Annotated in this window: 13 protein-coding genes; 2 read left to right on the plus strand and 11 right to left on the minus strand. The window is 45.1% G+C overall.

Translation table 11 applies throughout. From position 1 onward, the window contains the following. The first annotated feature begins 131 nt into the window (after positions 1 to 131). The gene (locus AB4Z50_RS29435) at positions 132 to 1,004 is read left to right on the plus strand and encodes an AraC family transcriptional regulator (protein WP_339204815.1); all 873 of its coding nucleotides are present in this window, start codon (positions 132 to 134) and stop codon (positions 1,002 to 1,004) included. Positions 1,005 to 1,138: 134 nt separating this feature from the next. Next, positions 1,139 to 2,005, plus strand: coding sequence for a phytanoyl-CoA dioxygenase family protein (locus AB4Z50_RS29440; RefSeq protein ID WP_441884966.1), 867 nt, complete (start codon positions 1,139 to 1,141; stop codon positions 2,003 to 2,005). 109 nt (positions 2,006 to 2,114) lie between these two features. Here the strand turns inward: AB4Z50_RS29440 and AB4Z50_RS29445 are convergent, their stop codons facing one another. The 11 genes from AB4Z50_RS29445 to AB4Z50_RS29495 all read right to left on the minus strand — a co-directional run. Further along, entirely contained in the window at positions 2,115 to 2,912 is a 798-nt protein-coding gene (locus tag AB4Z50_RS29445; RefSeq protein ID WP_441884994.1) for a polysaccharide deacetylase family protein, read from the minus strand. A 96-nt stretch (positions 2,913 to 3,008) separates the two neighbouring features. Further along, positions 3,009 to 4,721: a hypothetical protein gene (locus AB4Z50_RS29450; protein ID WP_441884968.1), complete on the minus strand. Its 1,713-nt coding sequence runs from the start codon at positions 4,719 to 4,721 to the stop codon at positions 3,009 to 3,011. A 1-nt stretch (position 4,722) separates the two neighbouring features. Further along, a complete protein-coding gene (locus AB4Z50_RS29455) occupies positions 4,723 to 5,805 on the minus strand; it encodes a glycoside hydrolase family 88/105 protein (protein WP_441884970.1) in 1,083 nt (360 codons plus the stop codon). A gap of 1 nt (position 5,806) precedes the next feature. Then, positions 5,807 to 6,877 (minus strand): TolB family protein, encoded by a 1,071-nt coding sequence (locus tag AB4Z50_RS29460; RefSeq protein ID WP_441884972.1) that lies wholly within the window; start codon positions 6,875 to 6,877, stop codon positions 5,807 to 5,809. 26 nt (positions 6,878 to 6,903) lie between these two features. Continuing rightward, positions 6,904 to 9,246 (minus strand): helix-turn-helix domain-containing protein, encoded by a 2,343-nt coding sequence (locus AB4Z50_RS29465; protein ID WP_441884974.1) that lies wholly within the window; start codon positions 9,244 to 9,246, stop codon positions 6,904 to 6,906. Positions 9,247 to 9,302: 56 nt separating this feature from the next. Beyond that, positions 9,303 to 10,916, minus strand: a complete 1,614-nt coding sequence (locus AB4Z50_RS29470; RefSeq protein WP_441884976.1) for an extracellular solute-binding protein — start codon at positions 10,914 to 10,916, stop codon at positions 9,303 to 9,305. A 79-nt stretch (positions 10,917 to 10,995) separates the two neighbouring features. Next, positions 10,996 to 11,802, minus strand: coding sequence for a carbohydrate ABC transporter permease (locus AB4Z50_RS29475; RefSeq protein ID WP_441884978.1), 807 nt, complete (start codon positions 11,800 to 11,802; stop codon positions 10,996 to 10,998). A 100-nt stretch (positions 11,803 to 11,902) separates the two neighbouring features. Beyond that, positions 11,903 to 12,883 carry an ABC transporter permease gene (locus AB4Z50_RS29480; RefSeq protein ID WP_441884980.1) on the minus strand — a complete coding sequence of 327 codons (981 nt, stop codon included), beginning with the start codon at positions 12,881 to 12,883 and terminating at the stop codon, positions 11,903 to 11,905. A gap of 1,170 nt (positions 12,884 to 14,053) precedes the next feature. Continuing rightward, positions 14,054 to 15,061, minus strand: coding sequence for an ROK family protein (locus AB4Z50_RS29485; protein WP_441884982.1), 1,008 nt, complete (start codon positions 15,059 to 15,061; stop codon positions 14,054 to 14,056). After that, positions 15,058 to 15,693, minus strand: a complete 636-nt coding sequence (locus AB4Z50_RS29490; RefSeq protein ID WP_441884984.1) for a D-sedoheptulose-7-phosphate isomerase — start codon at positions 15,691 to 15,693, stop codon at positions 15,058 to 15,060. Before AB4Z50_RS29490 ends, AB4Z50_RS29485 begins: the two co-directional genes overlap by 4 nt. A gap of 50 nt (positions 15,694 to 15,743) precedes the next feature. Further along, positions 15,744 to 17,732: S-layer homology domain-containing protein (locus AB4Z50_RS29495; RefSeq protein WP_441884986.1), on the minus strand; the 1,989-nt coding region annotated here is incomplete at its 5' end.

Below are 17,732 nucleotides of genomic sequence, written 5' to 3' on the forward strand. Positions count from 1 at the left end.
GAGCATTTAAGATATGAAAATTGCGAGAAAACGCTTAAACATACCCTATTTTGACTATTATTCGGATAGCCATTACACTAGTACCGAACAGCATATTTTTATATCTTCCTCATCAAGGAGGTACCGCCAAAATGAAGCCGATTCGCAAGCAATTTGATGCTGCTGCTTCTTTTCCATTCGAATTCAGCTATCGTGCGGTAAAGGATTCGCATAATGAGCTACCCAACCACCTGCATGATTGGCATGAAATCGTCTATGTCCATTCGGGAAAAGGCGTGTTTTTTATTGATGGCTCCTTCTATGCCATAGAACCCGGTGATTTATTTCTGCTCCCTGGCAACACCGTCCATCGTGCATTGCCGGATGAAGAAGCTCCGTTGACGGTGAGCGCCATTTATTTTCACGGACGTATCGTTCAATGGGACTCCTTAGGCGATACCTTTTCTTTTGTTCAATGCTTTGAGGAGGCTAACAAGCGGAAGAGCCAGAAGCTCAGTCTGGATACATCCGACCAGCACTTAATAGAAACGATGCTGATTCATATTAACGATGAGTTGACAATGGATAAACCAGGGCGCCGCCATGCTGCCGTCCTTCATCTGCTTCAGCTTCTGCTTCTGCTGAATCGCCAAATACCCGCTCCAACAGCCGAACGGAAACATACCGGTGCGCCGGAGTGGATGAGGCTAACGCTTCGTACAATCGACGAACATCCTTTTGGTGACGTCAGCTTATCCACGCTAACCGCCAAAGCGGCAGTGAATCCATCACATTTTACGCGTGTCTTTAAGCTTCTTACTGGTATGACGCTAACTGAATATGTCACGGCAAAACGGATCAGTCACGCCAAGGAGCTCCTTCTATCCTCGGATGCGCCAATCCATGCGATAGCGAGCGAATGCGGGTTTGAGAGCCTGCCACATTTCCATCGCACATTCAAAAAACTAACAGGAACGACGCCAGCCGGCTACAAACGCAGCAGCCTATCGTCAGACTTTAAATAGGCGCAGCAGGGACTTCATGTTAAGCAGGTTAGCGGATGTATTGATAAATCATCGTACTGTTATCTAAATACAGCTTCAGCTCCTATTTGGTACGATGGGTTCAATTGTTGATAACGAATAGGAGGAAATAAAACATGACAAGTCCATCTAATTTCGGTAGTTTAACGAAAGAACAAATTGATTTTTATAATGAGCAGGGCTATCTTGTGCTTCCAAATCTGCTGTCGGAACAGGATTTAGCGCCCGCCAAAGAAGCGATGAATAAGAAAGTATCCATGATTGYAGATGAGTTAATGCATGCAGGACTTATTAGCGATAAACTGGAGCATCGGCCCTTCAAATATAGGCTCGCGGAGTTGTTTGCGGATTTAACCTCAGAGGAATTTCTGAACTACGGTAGAAGCTGGCGTGATAGACTGCCTGGCTACTTCGATTTAATGAGCAATCCAAAAATTTTGGACGCTGTGGAATCCTTAATCGGGGGAGAGCTTTTTTCCAATCCGGTCTACAACACAAGACCCAAAATTCCGAAAGTTGCTGCTGGAGCAGTGCCTTGGCATCAAGATAAATCATATTGGCCCGATGCCAATTCTAATCCTGTCATAACCGTTTGGATTCCTCTCGTCGATGCGAACGAAGTTAATGGCTGCTTGCATATCAAGCCTAAGACTCATCGCACGAAGCTATTGGAATGGCATAGCGAAAGCCATACAGGTACAGGCTACACGGCGTTGCATGAAAGCCAGCTGGGAAAAACAAAAACTGTCGTCTTGCCCGTTCCAGCTGGAAGCGCGATTCTTTTTAATGACCGTTGTCTGCATATGTCCACCCCCAATGAATCAGACGAGGTGCGCTGGAGCGTAGATTTGCGATATCAACCAACGGATCAAGATCCCATGCCATCCCATGGCGCAGGTTTTCTAGCAAGAAGCTATCTTCACCCTGAAAGAGTAGCCACTCTGGAAGATTGGCTTGCAGAAAAGCCCGAACACAACACATAAAATATATGGGAACTTAGCATTTGTTCAGCCAGAAGAGCGAGATATGCTCTTCTGGCTGTTTATTCTAGAAGCTGCCGAACTTCAGGAATGGCGAAAGCTTAGCCTTATTTTAAAACTGAGTAACTTGACCTGCACTAATTTTAATAGGCTTATCGTCCACGCTTATCCAGACGTCGAGCGCAGAAGGGTTATGAACAATGCTTCTGTCTACTGAGAATCTAAGTCTCTCGAGCGCCTGCATATAGGCTATAATCTCTGCATTCGTAGCATGCCAGATGGTATCGTTATCCTTTAGCAGCTCCCCCGCTTGATCAATAATCTCCCAGTTATCGTCATTGTCAAACTCATAGCTATGGCCCCAAACATAAAGCAAAGACATTCTACTAAACCATTCCTTAAAGTCTTTGAAAATTTCAACTTGTTCTAGCAATTGTTTATGATGACATGTTGGATGCCAACGAAGCGGATCAGCTGGCATATCGAATCTGCCATGGCTGTTCACCGTTCTAGCATATTCAATTCCAAGCGCTGGAAGCATCGCAACGACTTTGTCATTATAAGTTCCAAAAGGATAACTCATTCCACGTACCGGATATTGTACAAGACTCTCCAGCGTCCGCCGATCTTCCAAAATTTCATGTGCTACTTGATCTGGTGGAGAGATTTCTAGAAAAGGGTGACTAACCGTGTGCGCAGATACTTCATGGCCTTGAAAGAGCGTTCTAACCTCTTCCGCTGTAATATATCCCTCGCGCCCAAGAAAACCAGAGTTAAGATGAAAGGTACCTTTGAAGCCATACTGATTTAATTTCGATACGAGCTGCCGGTCTTGAGTGCGCCCATCATCATAGCTGAAGGTCATAGCCTTCGTTCGTCCTTCTGGAAATAACGTGTACTGAACTTTCATCACATTTCGTCCTCTCTTATTCTTTTTGCTCAGCTGGACTATACACACTGCTAAAAGAAAAACCCATCAGTTCGATGGGTCAAGCTTTGTGGATAATTACAGCATACTAGGCTTCAACTGCAAAGTAAGCGCTATATCCTCATTATTCCAGCTTGCACTAATAGTTGCAAGCTCTTTTGTACGTTCGATTTGCGGCTTGAAGCTATCAACTCCTTGTCCTATGCAAAGAGAGAAAAGAAATGCAGCCTCGTTCATTTTTTGAAAATCAATAACCTTCTTTTCACCGGTATGAAGTACAAGGTCGATGCCCAGCAAGTCACCCTTCCTAGTTACTTCCCAGCTCCAGTCTCTGGCTGCCTCACCTGCACTCTGATCATCAAAGGCTGCAAACCAACTGCGCAGCGATACCAGCGTCTCCCCTATTCGAAGGCTAACACTGCCTTTCTCCACTACGGTGCTGACCTGATCCAAAGCGCCGCCAATTTCCAGACGGAATCGCAAATCTGACGCTTCGATTGAGCCATGAATCATATCCAAATTCGGGTGGGTATCACCGCCATTGACGACAAAATTCACTCCAAACAACAGATGGTTCTCCCGCTGCTCCCCATGAAAAATAGCAGAACAATAATCATAACCATCGTGCAGCGCACGCAGATGCAAGTAAGTCGCCTCGCCACCATTATCAACATAGGCGAGCAAAGTCCTTGTCTGGTTCCACATAATCTCTTTGTTGAAGCTGCCAAGTGTATAGGTCGGCGTCATATAAGTAGTTGCCCACTTCTCTTTACCGTTTCCATTGATCCCGAAGCATTCCCTTATCGTCCGCTGACCGAGCGCAAGGAAACCTTCTACATATTGCTCTGGACATACAGCGCCGCATTTATACCAATCTTCATAATAAGGAAGTTCATCCTCCATATAAAAAGCCAGCTTTCCTTTGGTTGCTAATTGTAGAAAAGCTTTGCTTTGAGGTGTAAGCAGCGTTTTGTAACAACGGCTGTGCGGACCGGACCACTGCCTTGTACCGGCATGAAAATGATCCGCTACACTTTTCCATGCGATGTTCAGCAAGTCGTTTCCAAGCTGCTTTGCATAATCATTGCTCGTTTCCGTTACAATAGCAGACAGCTCCAAAATAGCAACATAAGTGTACGTCGGACTATTATATTCTTGGAACGCCTGCCGAGGCATTGTATAGCTATGCAGCTTTTCCAGTCGTTCCAAACCGTATTTTGCATAATCCTGCCGCTCGAACCATTCACCAGCGATGAGCGTAACGAATGCGCCCATAATTGCAATGTTAGTGTAATGCGGTCCAACATTCCGAATGATAATCGCGTCACAGGCATTACAAATAGCTTGTTTCACCGACTGCCGCAGCGTCTCTGGCAGCCTTGCATCGTGCCTTGAAATGATCAGCACAAGCAGCTTGCCGCAAAAGTCAGCCCAGTTCCAATCAGGAGGGGACATTTGATCAAGCGGCTCCTCATAAAACCAAGACCAGATACCGAATGTATTGCGGCTCCGATCTGTATCCTGCAAGGAAACGATTTGCTCAATAATATCGAAAGCACGCTGCTCATAATGTTCTTTCCCTGTATCCAGCAGACCCAGCGCATAGCTGAGCGAGCTCCGTGTTGAATGGATAAAATCAGCCTGTTTAATGGTCGTATGATAGCCGGGACTACTGAAGGGTGACCTAAGTAAACGGTTTTCTGAATTGTACTGGGAGTCTAGGGAATCAATCAGCTCAATCAACTTGTTTCTGTTATCGAATGAATTATTGGAATTGTCCACTATGTTCATTTCATCCCTCACCTGTAATCAAGTTATCTTCGTTTGCTTGCTCAGAAGTCAGCAAGAGCATAAATTCTGTCAACAGCTGTAAAGTTAAGCCTTGCCCATAAAGTGTCGGATAGATCGGAATCTGATTATAAGCGTCATCGGATGGCATAATAGGTGTTCCGCCCGAGACACCTGCAACTTCACCATTAGAATTAATTAGCGACAACACTTCAGATAGCGTTCGCTCAGCCGGCTCCAGAAATGAGGCGTCAAGCATACCTGTGTTGACTCCTCTAAGAAAACCGCATGCAATTCCAGCACTTGCCGAGGTTTCTTTATACGTATCCGTGCGATCCAGCACCGTATGCCACAGCCCGTCTGCAGCCTGGCAAGAGCGTAGTGCAGCGGCAAGAGTGGAATATCGTTTGTTAAGCTCTGTTGGTATGGCTGCTAACCCGCTGATTTCACTCACAATCTCGGGTATGCTCATAACGATCCATGCATTGGCGCGAGCCCAACGAACCGCTGATAAATGGTTGCCTGCCTCACAGTTCCAGCCGTGAAATAACAATCCCGAATTCGAATCCTGCAGCAGCTGCAAATGAAGCATGGTCTGCTCTAGTGCCTCTGTAGCCAACTGCTTATCACCCGTCGTTCTCGCCAGCCTAGCTAGAAATAAGACAGCCATAAATACCGTATCTGCCCAAACCTGTTCACGGAACTCGGCAGCCTCCGTAACGGTGTGCTCGAAAGCCCGCTCGCGTGTACGCGGCGCTTCATTCAGCATCCACTGTGCAATTTCCTGTGACTTGGCGAGCAGCCAAGCCTCTCCGGAGCGGCGATATAAGGAAGGAAATACGGCAAAAGGCGCCATTGCATTAATTACTTTCTGAGCATCGGCCTTATGCTTATTCTGCTCTACCCATTTTTCCACGTACTGGATCGCTTCTTCTTGCCCTGACTTCTCACCATAATCCAAAATTGAGATGATACCGACACCAGGAACCCAGTCCCACTGATTCATATCCATGCCCCAATTCCCCTGATGATCATCGGTCATATAACTGTAGATTTTGCTCATCGCCTCTGCAATCTGCCCTGTCATATCAGTTCTCCTCAGTGAATTGATCAATGTCGATGATGCCAATCCATAAGTGCTGCTCCTCATCTGCAAAAGTAAACGACACCTTTTTACTATCGGGACTGAACATGGGGTGGGGATGTCCGGGATGATCTCTCCATAGAGGCAGCTCGCACAGCAGCTTGGAGGTTCGCTTCTCCAAATTGATGAGGACGATTTTGCTTACCTTCATTCCCTCTTCAAACGTATCCGCAACGGCAAAACGCCCATCTGGACTCGGCGCTACATGCCAGTACCTGTAGTCGCCATTGATAAGTTCATGATCTTTGCCCGTTTTTTCAACCCGATATACTCCTGTTGGTTTTAGCGGGCTTTGCGGATACTTGACGAAATACAGATACTCCCCATCTGCTGCCCACATCTCGTGCCCCACATATTCCACATGCTCACCTGTATCCAGCCGCTGCTGGCGAAAAATATTACGTATCTCACGCGTCGTTGTATCCGCAACGTAGATACGATCTGCAATATGGTCTGTCCTGCCCTCATGGGCAAAAAAAACAAGCTGATCATAACGAGGATTAATCATCGAATGATTCGCAATAGGGTAGGGCTCTTTAAACCCCGGTGCAGCAACAACAGAGACCTCACCTGTGAGGACCTCAACAATCCCGACTACCCATTCCTCGCCGCGTTTCCAGTAAGTTCCTATTTTCTTTCCGTCATTTGTGATGGAGAGTGGACCATACACCTCAGTCCCAACCTCCATTCTGCATACGTTGCGAGACAGCATCGTATGCAGATTAAACTCATAAATCGCAGATCCGACATAATAATAGAAATAATCATTTGACGATACAACACCGCATCCCCAGCTGAGGTTTTCTATCAGTGTTTCAACCGCACCCGTCTCTATATCAAAAAGAACATAACGCCCTTTAAAGCTCTCATCTATGTCTGTACAGACCATAATATTGCGGCTGTCTGCCATCCAGGTTTGAGCTGTAAAATAGTTTTGGCCGGTATCCGTACCAGGGTTTCCAACAGCCTGAATAGCGATATTCGTTAAAGGATCCTTCAACTTGCGAATGATCATGCTGCACCCTTCCTCTCCTCTATAGTTCAAACCTCTCCATCTTCTTCTCTCCGCGCCCGATCTCTGAATTCCGTAGGCGTTAGCCCTGTTATTTTCTTGAATAATCTCACAAAGCTATTCACATTTGTATAGCCTACGCCCTCCGCAATATCGCGTATTTTCTCTTCCGTATCCTTCAGCAGCTGCTTGGCCTTGTTCATGCGCGTCTCCATCAAAAAATCGATAAAATTGCACTCCTGCTGTTCTTTAAACAGCTTGCTGAGATGAGATACGCTCAAATGAAATTCGCTCGCGAGCAAATTAAGCGACAGGTCGCTGCGCATATAATGTTTTTGAATATAGAGCATCACATTGTCAATGACATCATTTCGTTCCCTGTTGCTTCGCTTTTCCTTAATTCGTTCGATGAAGCTCGAGAGTGATTGGATCGTAAAGGCCTCAAGATGGTGCAGCTGCTCATACTGGTTCAACATTTCAACCATGTACTGCTCCGGCAAAATCCCCTCAGGGTCAACGCCAATTTCTACAGTGGCTGTCGCGGCCTTCATCAGGCATTGTACAATCAGCTGCATAATCATTTCCGGCGGCACGACATGCTCGGTGAACGATTCGAACCATCTGTGTACTTGCAGCTTCATCTTCTCTGTATCCGACACCTTAACCGAAGCGACAATCCCATCTGTCATGGCAAATAATCGGTAAAATTGCGGGGATTGCTCACTGAACACATCCTCTTTCGTAATAATCGAATTGCTCCCCATTACGAGCTTATAGCTCAGCGCCTCAAGCGATTGCTTATAGGAGCGATGAATTTCGTTGACCGTTTCAACAATATCTCCGATGCCAATCGTAATCGTGCGGTTAAAATACTCCTGAACGAAATCCTTCATTAAATCAGCTACTGCGACCGCCCGCATCATATGGCGCTGCGGATCATCTTGATCACCGAAGCTCATAATGACAGCGCATTTGCCAATGCTCACTTCCACTGCAATGCCGCGGCTCTCTGCATTCATCAGCTCCTCTGCTACATTGCAGAGCGCATAGGCATAAAGCTGCAAATCCCGCGGCGAAGCAATTTCATGCTTGTTGTCAAATTCAATGCTCATGACGACATAATGCTCTAGATACAAACTAATGCCAAGCATATCCATATAAGGCTGCAGCACTGCAATATTTTTGCGTTTCTCAGAAAGCAATTCAGTGAGCAGCTGCCATTTGATAAGCGGCTTGCTTTCAATTACCTGCTTATGCAGCTCTTCCCGATCTTGCAAAATATGTTGTACCGTCGATTCGAAATATTGAAATTCATCCGTGTATTTCCGTGTTGTTCCTTCCTTCGGATGAATTGTCAAATGCCGAGTCATCGCCTGAATAAAACGATTAACTGGCTTGAAAATCCAGCGGCCTACCATCGCTGCCGATGCCGTTGCCACCACAAACAATACAATGGCAAGAATAAGCAGGCCATTGCGAATGGCATAAAGCGGCTTTAGAAACTGCGCTTCCGGCACTACCCGAACAATATTCCATCCCGTATAGTCTGACTTCACATAAAAAACGGAGGATGCTGTCCGTTCAACCTGCTCAGAAAAATGGCCGCTCGTTTCCGAGGCATTCAATATCTGGTTAATATACGGAAATTCACTAATGTCCTTGCCCAGCTTGCTCTGGTCTGCATGCAGCACCACGACGCCTTCACTATCCATAATAAAGGTCTGTCCTTTATCCATCGCAGCCGTATTGCGAATCAAGCCGTACAGCAGATCCTCCTTAATATTTACGGCGATCGCACCTTCCCGCGTACCTGACGAATGAATAAGCGGATAAGAGCGTACCAGCGTTACAACATTGCGGTATACCGGATATTGCGAGTGATTAAGCTGTACCTTGCGAGTCGACATCCAATTGAAATATCCATCATACTGCTGAAATTCTGGAATCCATGAGAAATCCAGCTTATAATCCTGTTCAGTCAATACATTTCCTGAAACGAGCCGCTGCGTGCCATAGGAATAAAGATCGATGGAAAAGAGATAATCAATACTATTAATCGCATTCGTAATTAGAGTGGATACGCGGAAAGCATTGTTCTTGCTCTCCAAATCGGTCAGCTCATCATTGAAGAACCGTCCCACCTCAGACGTCTTCAGCAGCTGAATTGCCGATTTATCAATATGCTTAAGCGACAGCTCCAGCTTCTGATCCAGCTGTCCTAGCAGTTCCATGTTCGTACTGGTCAACTGCCGCTCCAGCTGTCGGTTGAATACGGAGTACGTCAAAAATGCAGAAGAAAAAACGAGGAAGAACAGCAGCATCGATAGTACTGCAACCGCTTTTACAAGCCGCCGATTTTGTACGAGCTTCATATCTGTTCCTCCTTCATTTTTGTCTTGTCGCGCAAATGCTTCGAATCTAAAAGAATCTAGAAGCTGGCTTTATTGTCTTCATACCACTTCTGGGCAATCTCTTCTGCTTTTTCACCACCAAGGCGTTTCCATTCCTTGCGAATCTGATCCAGTGCCCATTGACCTGTATATTTGTCTCCTTGGGTTACGGCATTAGCACGTGTTTCCCTAATGAAGGTATCCAGTGTTGAACGGATTTCATTAATTTCATCAAAGCTTGGCTGATATGGAATATCGCGGCGGAACTCATTTTTCAACGCAATATCGAGCGATTCCATATCAAGCTTAGCAATGCGCTGTGACAAATCATCGCTGGCCGCTTGAACAAGCAAATTCTCGGCTTTAAAACCGCTCTCGTCACGCAATACAGCGTATTCTCCTGCATAAATAACTTCTTTTGTAAATTTATCCGGATCAAGACGTTTCGCAACGTCACCTACCATTTCATGATGGACGCCTTCCTCTCCATTCACGAGTGTGAACCAGCCCTTCTCCAAAATCCAATCCAAATACTCCATAGCGGCCTTCGGATTTTTCATATCCTTATTGAAAGTGACATAAAATAGCGGCGAAGCCTCCTGATACGTACCATATTTGCCATGCGGAGTAGCAACCGCTTCCAATGGCTCAGGCTTGGCGTCCGGCACATTAATGAGTAGATCCTTCGTTATAATATCGGTATTACCGAGTCCCCATTGCCCCATATAGATTCCAGCTTTACCTGTTGTCCACAACTGGGTTGCACGCTGATTGTTGCTATCCGTTAAATATTCACGATCAACAAGTCCCAAATCATACAGCTGCTTCTCCAGTTCAATCGCTTCACCAAAACGGTCAAGGGTTGCACCATATACCATTTTCCCATCTTCCACATACCATTGATTGTTCATGGCCGCATATAGAGCAGAGTAAATATCGAATGTCGTATGACCGACTATTGGCGTGCTGTCTGGGTAGCGTTCTTTCATTGCTTTGGCTACAGCAACAAGCTCTTCCACTGTCGTCGGCCTCTCAAGCTTCAATTTGTCGAGCCAATCCTGTCTTATCCACATGCCATGGTTTACAATGCCGGTAATCGCACGTTTCGTCACTGCCGCATAAACTTCTCCATTGAAAGTAATATAGGGCAGCAAATCCGGATTTTCTTCCAAATATTTTTTGTAGGTCGTGCTGTATTTCTCAATATAATCACCGATCGGTTGAATAACTCCTTGGGTGACCAGCTTGCCAATATATGTCCGGTCATATTCCCACAGCAGGTCCGGCGCTTGTTTCGATGCAATCAATACGTTTAGCGCATCCTGTGCTTGGTTGCGCGGTACAGGTACGATCGTTACATCAATACCCGATTGCTCGCGAATCCATTTTACCCAGCGATTTTCTTCATAGGTACCCTCATCGCTTGACACTGCTCCTCTATCAAACGTGGAAATGCTGACCTTCTTAGGCATCCCATCATAGGGATCTTTCTCGCCTGTAGAGGACTCGTTGGCAGGTTTGTCAGTGGCCTTGTTCGTTGTATTCGTAGAACTGCTGTTTTCCCCACTGTTGGAACATGCCGTTGCCAAGAGTGCCATAATCATAATCAGCATAAGCAACATTTTTCCTTTTTGTATTCTCTTCTGTTTCATACTTGACCTCCTACAAAATAATTTTTTTATATCAAAATGTGCATTCTTGGCACCCTTGATATTCAGCTCAAGCCGTACATTATCCTTTAATTGAACCAAGCAGCACGCCTTTAATAAAATGCTTTTGCAAAAATGGGTACACACACAGAATCGGCACGATAGCAAACACGACTGCTGCAGCCCGAATGCCTTCCGGCGTAATCGAGATTTGCGACACACCTTCACCGCTTCCACGCAGCAGTTCTGGACTTACCAAATCGATCATCTGGTACAGCTTCACCATCAATGACACTTTATCCGTACTTCGAATGTAGATTAAGACATTCATATAGGAATTCCACCAGCCCACGGCATAAAACAATGTTAATGCAGCGATGACCGGTTTGGAGAGAGGCAATATAATTCGCCATAAAATAGTGAAATCACCGGCACCGTCAATCGCAGCGGATTCTTCCATCTCGTCAGGCAGCCCTTCCAGAAACGATTTCATAACGAACATATTGTAAGCGCTTATAAGTGCTGGCAGCCAAAGTGCCCAATACGTATTGGTAAGTCCAATGCTATTGATAAGCAGAAAATTAGGAATTAATCCACCGCTGAACAGCATCGTAAATAAAATAGCCATCAGCATGACATTTCTGCCTTTTAGTCTCGCTTTAGAGAGCGGATAGGCAGCAATGATCGTAAAAATCATATTCAACGCTGTTCCGATGACCGTAATGATGATGGTGTTCTTCATCGCTACGATTAATTGGCCGTCTTTCAGCAGCTTTAGATAGGCTTCCATATTGAAATCAACTGGCCACATGAAAATTTCCGCGGCATTGATTGCCCTGCTGCTGCTAAACGATACAGCAATAACGTTAATAAACGGAAATAACGCCATGTAAGCAAGCAGCGCCAGCAAGATGTAGTTAAGCCAGCGAAATATGACCGAAAAAACGCTATGTTTTCCAAGCTTCAGGTTGCATCACTCCTTTCATCCCTTACCACAATCCTCGTTCTCCCAGCGCCTTAATGATTCGGTTCACCGACACAATAAGAATGAGCGCAATCAGTGATTGGAATAAGCCTAATGCAGTTGTGTAACTATACTGCAGGTTGACAATCCCCCTTGTGTACACGAAGGTGCTGATAACCTCGGCCACACTCGTTACTGCCGGATTCCTCAGTGCATATATCTGCTCGAAACCAACGTCCATCATTTTTCCTACTTGCAAAATAAGAAGAATCGCAATTGTACTGCGAATGCCTGGCAGTGTCACATGCCAGATCTGTCTTATTTTATTGGCGCCGTCAATTTTGGCCGCTTCATACAACGTCGGATCGATCGAGGCCATCGCAGCTAAGTAAAGAATCGTCCCAAATCCGGCTTCTTTCCAAATACCAGACACAATGAACGTCACCGGCCACCATAGCTTATCTGCCATAAAATAGATCGGCTCTATTCCAAACGCCTGCAATAAATAATTCACTATGCCTGTAGATGGCGATAACAGTGCAATAATGATGCTTCCGAGGACAATCCACGAAATAAAATGAGGAATGTACAGCAAGTTTTGCAATGTTCGTTTATACCACTCCACCCGAACTTCATTAAGCATGATCGCGAGCAGAATCGGAGCAGGAAACGCAAAGAGCAAGCTGTACAGGTTAAGCAGCAGCGTATTTTTTAATACGATATAAAACTCGCGACTGGCAAACAACTTCTCAAACTGCTGGAATCCTACCCAAGAGCTTCCCCAAATCCCATCGGATAATCGATAATTTTTGAAAGCAATGATTTCCCCAGCCATCGGTGCATATTTAAATAGCAATAAATAGATGGCTACTGGCACTAGCAGCATATAAAGAAATCGATTGCGTTTTAATTCCTTCCGCATGGATCTTATCCATCTCGAGCCTGCTCCTGCTTTCGGCATTTTAGGCATGGGAGCTAGATCCGTTGACTGCGAATGTTGCTTCAAAGTAATCCCCCTTTCTTTTGGCATGTTATCATTCTGTTCAGCAACGCCTTGCCAACTTAACGTAACATGTACAGCCGAATGCGGAAATCTCCACTTTTTGTGCTGCTATTCCTTCACTCTGAAAGCGCACCTTCCATTTTTGTGATGCTATCCCTTTTTCATTATCTATCGGCTGAAAACCCTTTATTTACTTGACATCTTGGGTTTTCAGCATGCAAATCCGAAGTTAGAGCGCCAAGTTAGATAGGCACAGTCCAGATACAAGAGGAGGGCAATTCGTGCGATAAAATGGTCGAGGAGCCTGTAACCATTTTGATTCTGTCGTCAACACTTATTAGGAAACGCTTACAATTGGTTGTTATTAAAACACCAAAACTAACTTGTCTGAGCACCCGTAAGAACCTATTTGTTCTTACAGAGCCTGCCTGACCGCCTTAACGCATCCGAATGATCGTTATAAGCACATATGGGTTCTTACTGCTCCAAAACTAACTTGTCTGAGCTCCCGTAAAAACCTATAGGTTCTTACAAAGCCCGCCTGACCGACAATCTGCATCCGAATGGTCACTGTAAGCGCATATGTGTTCTTACAACTCCAAAACTAACTTGTCTGAGCTCCTGTAAGTACCTATAGGTTCTTACAAAGCCGGCCTACAGTCTGCATCCGAATGGTCACTGTAAGCGCATATGTGTTCTTACTGCTCCAAAACTAGCTTGTCTGAGCTACTGTAAGAATCTATTGGTTCTTTCAGAGCCCGCCTGACCGCCTTAACGCATCCGAATGATAGCTGTAAGCACATATGGGTTCTTACAGCTCCAAAACTAACTTGTCTGAGCTCCTGTAAGAACCTATTTGTTCTTACACAGCCAGCCTGATCGACTGCCCACAACCGAAAGATTGCTGTAAGCACATATGGGTTCTTACTGCTCCAAAACTAGCTTGTCTGAGCTCCTGTAAGAACCTATTTGTTCTTACAAAGTTAAACCATACAGACTGCGGTTCGTCCCTATGGATATCAACCTTGATGTGCTTAGTGGCTGGTTAATCCAAGTTGTCATATTAACTAAGTCTCCCTAATAATAAAAAAAGATCACCCGTATTGGTGATCTTTTTGTTTCAACTATAAACGTTGCCCACATTTTATGATTTGAATAATTCGCTCTTATTTATTAATCCTTTCTAATTGCATCAAGCTGAGACTGGCTCATGTGCAAGTCTCTAGCAACAGACAAAGCTGCATAATCTCCGACTTCTTCTCCAAGACCGGCAGGAACGATCTCGCAAATCGCTAAGGAATTCGGTAGAGCCTCCATCTGGAGCGCTTCCAGCATATAGGGTTCGATAAGCTGTCTTTGTCTTCCATAGATGCTCCCGATGATAACTTTTTGCGGATTAATAATATCAATGAGGATAGCTACTCCGCGTCCCAGATGACGTCCGACGTCTTGGAAAATACGGAGTGCCCATGGATCGCCTTTTAAAGCCGCTTCTGCTACATCTCTAGCAGAGATCTCATCGATGGAATCAGATGGATGATAGAAGGATGGGAATTCTCCACCGCTATCCATTCGTCCTGTCACTAAGGATTGAGCAGCACGGGCTATGCCTCCCCCACTGCAGAAGCCCTCAAAAGATCCTGCTTTGTTATATCCGATCGGTCCTTCATTCTCCAGTCGAATATGTCCCACTTCGCCCGCATTGTCATTCGTTCCTGAATATAAACGTCCATCCAGAATAAGTCCTGCTCCCATTCCAGTCCCGAAGGTAAGGAAGATCATATTGCGGGTTCCTCGGCCTGCACCCCATTGCCATTCGGCGAGGGCACATGCGTTGGCATCATTTTGCAATCCGACCGGTACATTAAAGTAATGCTCAATCGGACTAATGACGTCGACTTTATTCCAATGTGACAAATTAGGGGGAGATAGAATAAGCCCATATTGGCTATTTAGAGGTCCACCACAGCTGATACCTATCGCTTTTAATTGTTGTCTATCACCCGGATATTTTAAGAACAAAAGGGTTAATTCATCAATCATTTGTTGGATGGTCTCTTCTGGCGTAGGCGCAGTCAAAACGTATGCTTTATCGATAATTTGTATTTGATTTTCCGATAATCGTCCGATTGTGACCGCGCATTTGGTTCCGCCAATATCAATTCCAGCATAAGTGATCATCCTCCAAAAAACACCTCCTCAAGCATGATGCACAAGGTATGATAGATAGGAAGATGCCGCTCTTGAACATCCGGTGTTTCGTAATAGGGGACTGTGATCGTAACATCACATAGCACCTTCATCTTACCTCCCGATTTCCCTGTTAACCCAACGGTTTTCATTCCCTTTGCTTTAGCGATTTGAAGGGCACGAATGATGTTGCGAGAGTTCCCTGAAGTGCTAAGGCTTAGAAAGACATCCCCTTCATTGCCATAGCCGTAAACCTGCTGTGCGAAAACCATATCGGAATCTACGTCATTAGCGTAAGCTGTCATAAAAGCACTCTGACTTACTAACGAAATGGCGGGTAAAGCACCTTGCAATCCATTACAAATCTCGTCAGCCTCTTCTGGAAATAACTGCGTAAACTGATGCCGGAAGGTTTCGGGAACCGAACGTGTTAGCATGAAACTTTTCATCAATTCCCCCACAATATGCTCGCTATCGGCTGCGCTTCCACCGTTTCCGGCAACCAGCACTTTTCCATTATGACGATAACAGGTTTCCAAGAGGCTAAAGGATTGCTGGATTTCAGGAAGACATTCCTTCAAATCCGGATACTTGGCATAGAGAGCTTGTAGATGACGATTCATGCATGATTTCCTTTCAAGAAGCAATTTCGATTACATTGTCCTTCACTTCATTAAGACTTATTAATTTGATTAATCATAATAAGAATGAACTGTGCTGCCTCTGCTCTCGTAGCATTAGCTCGCGGATGGAACATATTATCCCCTTTTCCCTGTACGAGGGCCGCTTCATTCATTGCTGCCACAGAAGGCATTGCCCATACAGGTATGTCCTTGGCATCGGCAAACTCGACATTCATGCTTGTATCTTTATTCAGTCCAAGTGCTCTTGCGACTAGTACGGCCATCTCTGCACGTGTGATAAGCGCATTAGGAGCAAATGAATCAAGACTGATACCAGAAACAATGCCAGCCTTCACAGCTGCTTGCACGTTTGCTGCATACCATGCATCCTCCTTCACATCCTTAAACAGCTGCACTTCCTCAGATGCTTCGAGGTTTAAAGCACGAACTAAGAGAGATACAAATTCCGCTCGAGTTGTATCGCCTGCAGGCTTGAACATGGAATCATTCACGCCGTTCACAATATGCTTTGCCGACAATACTTGGATCGTTCTTGTAGCCCAATGAGTAGTGAGCAAATCGCTAAACGTCTTGTTATATTCCAAAACTGCATATTTGCTCAAATGCCGAAGTTTGACAGTCAATGTTTTGGCACTGCTGTTCACTTTACCACCCACATATTCCCAAACCTTAGTCAACTCGTTATAGTAATAAATACCGAGAAGCTCTTCATCAACCCCATCGGCATCATAAGGTAAAGTAATCTCTACACCGTCTTTTCCCCCTTTAACTTCGACCACGCTGCCGTCTGTCTTTTTTAACTTCATACTAATTTCATACACTTGACCTGCAATTGTTATTTGTGCAGTTGCACTTTGAGAGGCTGACCGATTGTCACCCGCTTCGCTCACTGGCTTAATCTGCGCTTCAATTGCTGCCCCTGCCTCATTGCCGATCTGTCCTCTCCAAGCATTGAGCAGTTCTCGATCTACATTTACGATTACCGAACCCGCCACTACGGATAAAGGATGATCTCCAATTTGCGCTAATGGAATCGATACGACGGATTGGTCATTGCTTAGCTTTACTATCGCTTTACCATTTTCCACTGACACTATGCTCCTAGCCATATTTCCATTGCTTCCGCCAGAACCATTATTACCTCCATTGCTGCTGTCTGTAGAAAAGTCTAATTGATCTAAATATTTGATTTGCCCTTTGGGTTCATTCCCATTAAAGCTCTGAATCCAATTAGGGTCCGTTATAATCCAAAGCTTACCATCCCTAATTCCCCAAGGCTTGCCATCCGCTGAGCTATAAAGCACTTGTGTCGTACTAGTCGCATTCGAATTAAGTACCTGTACCTTTGTTCCATTCTCTAATACCGTAAATTCGTTCGTAAAATAGGAATCAATCTCTGGTAACGCCCCCAGGTTTTTGCGATAGCCCATATACATGGTATTTCGTTTGCCAGCCTTTAGGCTTCCCTGAGCCAATAAAGCTTCACCGTAGATGGTCGTAGCTGGATCGTCCTCCAAGCTGACGACTAGGACTTTCGTGGCTATATTAGGATCAAAAGTAGGCACAACCCACTTATTATCGAAGGTTTGAAGCGTTGCTCCGCCTCGATAATCATTACCTGGGAGTACAACATTACGTCTATTCAACATCCACCAAGTCTCGCCGGCAGGATATACGTAATAGACCTCAGGTCGATAGGTTTCAATATGTGCTAGAGAATCAGGAGCCAGAATCGCATCCTTGTATTCTTTCAGCCAATCGAACTGAATCGGTTTAGCGGTATAATAACCATAAGCTTCCTGGCATGATGTGAAATAATCACAATTAAATAAGAAATCATATATCCCTTTGCTCCCCGCCTCCAGGAGCCTATCAAAATGATTAAACATCGTTTCTTTGTCTGGATATCCCTTTTCGCCGGATTGATATTTTCGGTCCATATTTTCATCCAGCTGCGTTTCCGTCGTCAAAAACCATAAGGTTTGTGCAGATTGTTCGATTTGAGAATAGGTATAACC

The organism is Paenibacillus sp. 2TAB26, assembly GCF_052115145.1.
GTDB lineage: Bacteria > Bacillota > Bacilli > Paenibacillales > Paenibacillaceae > Pristimantibacillus.

What these genes read in the sequence shown, in the direction of transcription:
- AB4Z50_RS29465 (WP_441884974.1), bottom strand. Translation starts at nt 9,246, where the DNA reads ATGAAGCTCGTACAAAATCGGCGGCTTGTAAAAGCGGTTGCAGTACTA.
- AB4Z50_RS29490 (WP_441884984.1), bottom strand. Translation starts at nt 15,693, where the DNA reads ATGAATCGTCATCTACAAGCTCTCTATGCCAAGTATCCGGATTTGAAG.
- AB4Z50_RS29445 (WP_441884994.1), bottom strand. Translation starts at nt 2,912, where the DNA reads ATGAAAGTTCAGTACACGTTATTTCCAGAAGGACGAACGAAGGCTATG.
- AB4Z50_RS29475 (WP_441884978.1), bottom strand. Translation starts at nt 11,802, where the DNA reads ATGGCGTTATTTCCGTTTATTAACGTTATTGCTGTATCGTTTAGCAGC.
- AB4Z50_RS29455 (WP_441884970.1), bottom strand. Translation starts at nt 5,805, where the DNA reads ATGACAGGGCAGATTGCAGAGGCGATGAGCAAAATCTACAGTTATATG.
- AB4Z50_RS29460 (WP_441884972.1), bottom strand. Translation starts at nt 6,877, where the DNA reads ATGATCATTCGCAAGTTGAAGGATCCTTTAACGAATATCGCTATTCAG.
- AB4Z50_RS29485 (WP_441884982.1), bottom strand. Translation starts at nt 15,061, where the DNA reads ATGATCACTTATGCTGGAATTGATATTGGCGGAACCAAATGCGCGGTC.
- AB4Z50_RS29450 (WP_441884968.1), bottom strand. Translation starts at nt 4,721, where the DNA reads ATGAACATAGTGGACAATTCCAATAATTCATTCGATAACAGAAACAAG.
- AB4Z50_RS29435 (WP_339204815.1), top strand. Translation starts at nt 132, where the DNA reads ATGAAGCCGATTCGCAAGCAATTTGATGCTGCTGCTTCTTTTCCATTC.
- AB4Z50_RS29470 (WP_441884976.1), bottom strand. Translation starts at nt 10,916, where the DNA reads ATGAAACAGAAGAGAATACAAAAAGGAAAAATGTTGCTTATGCTGATT.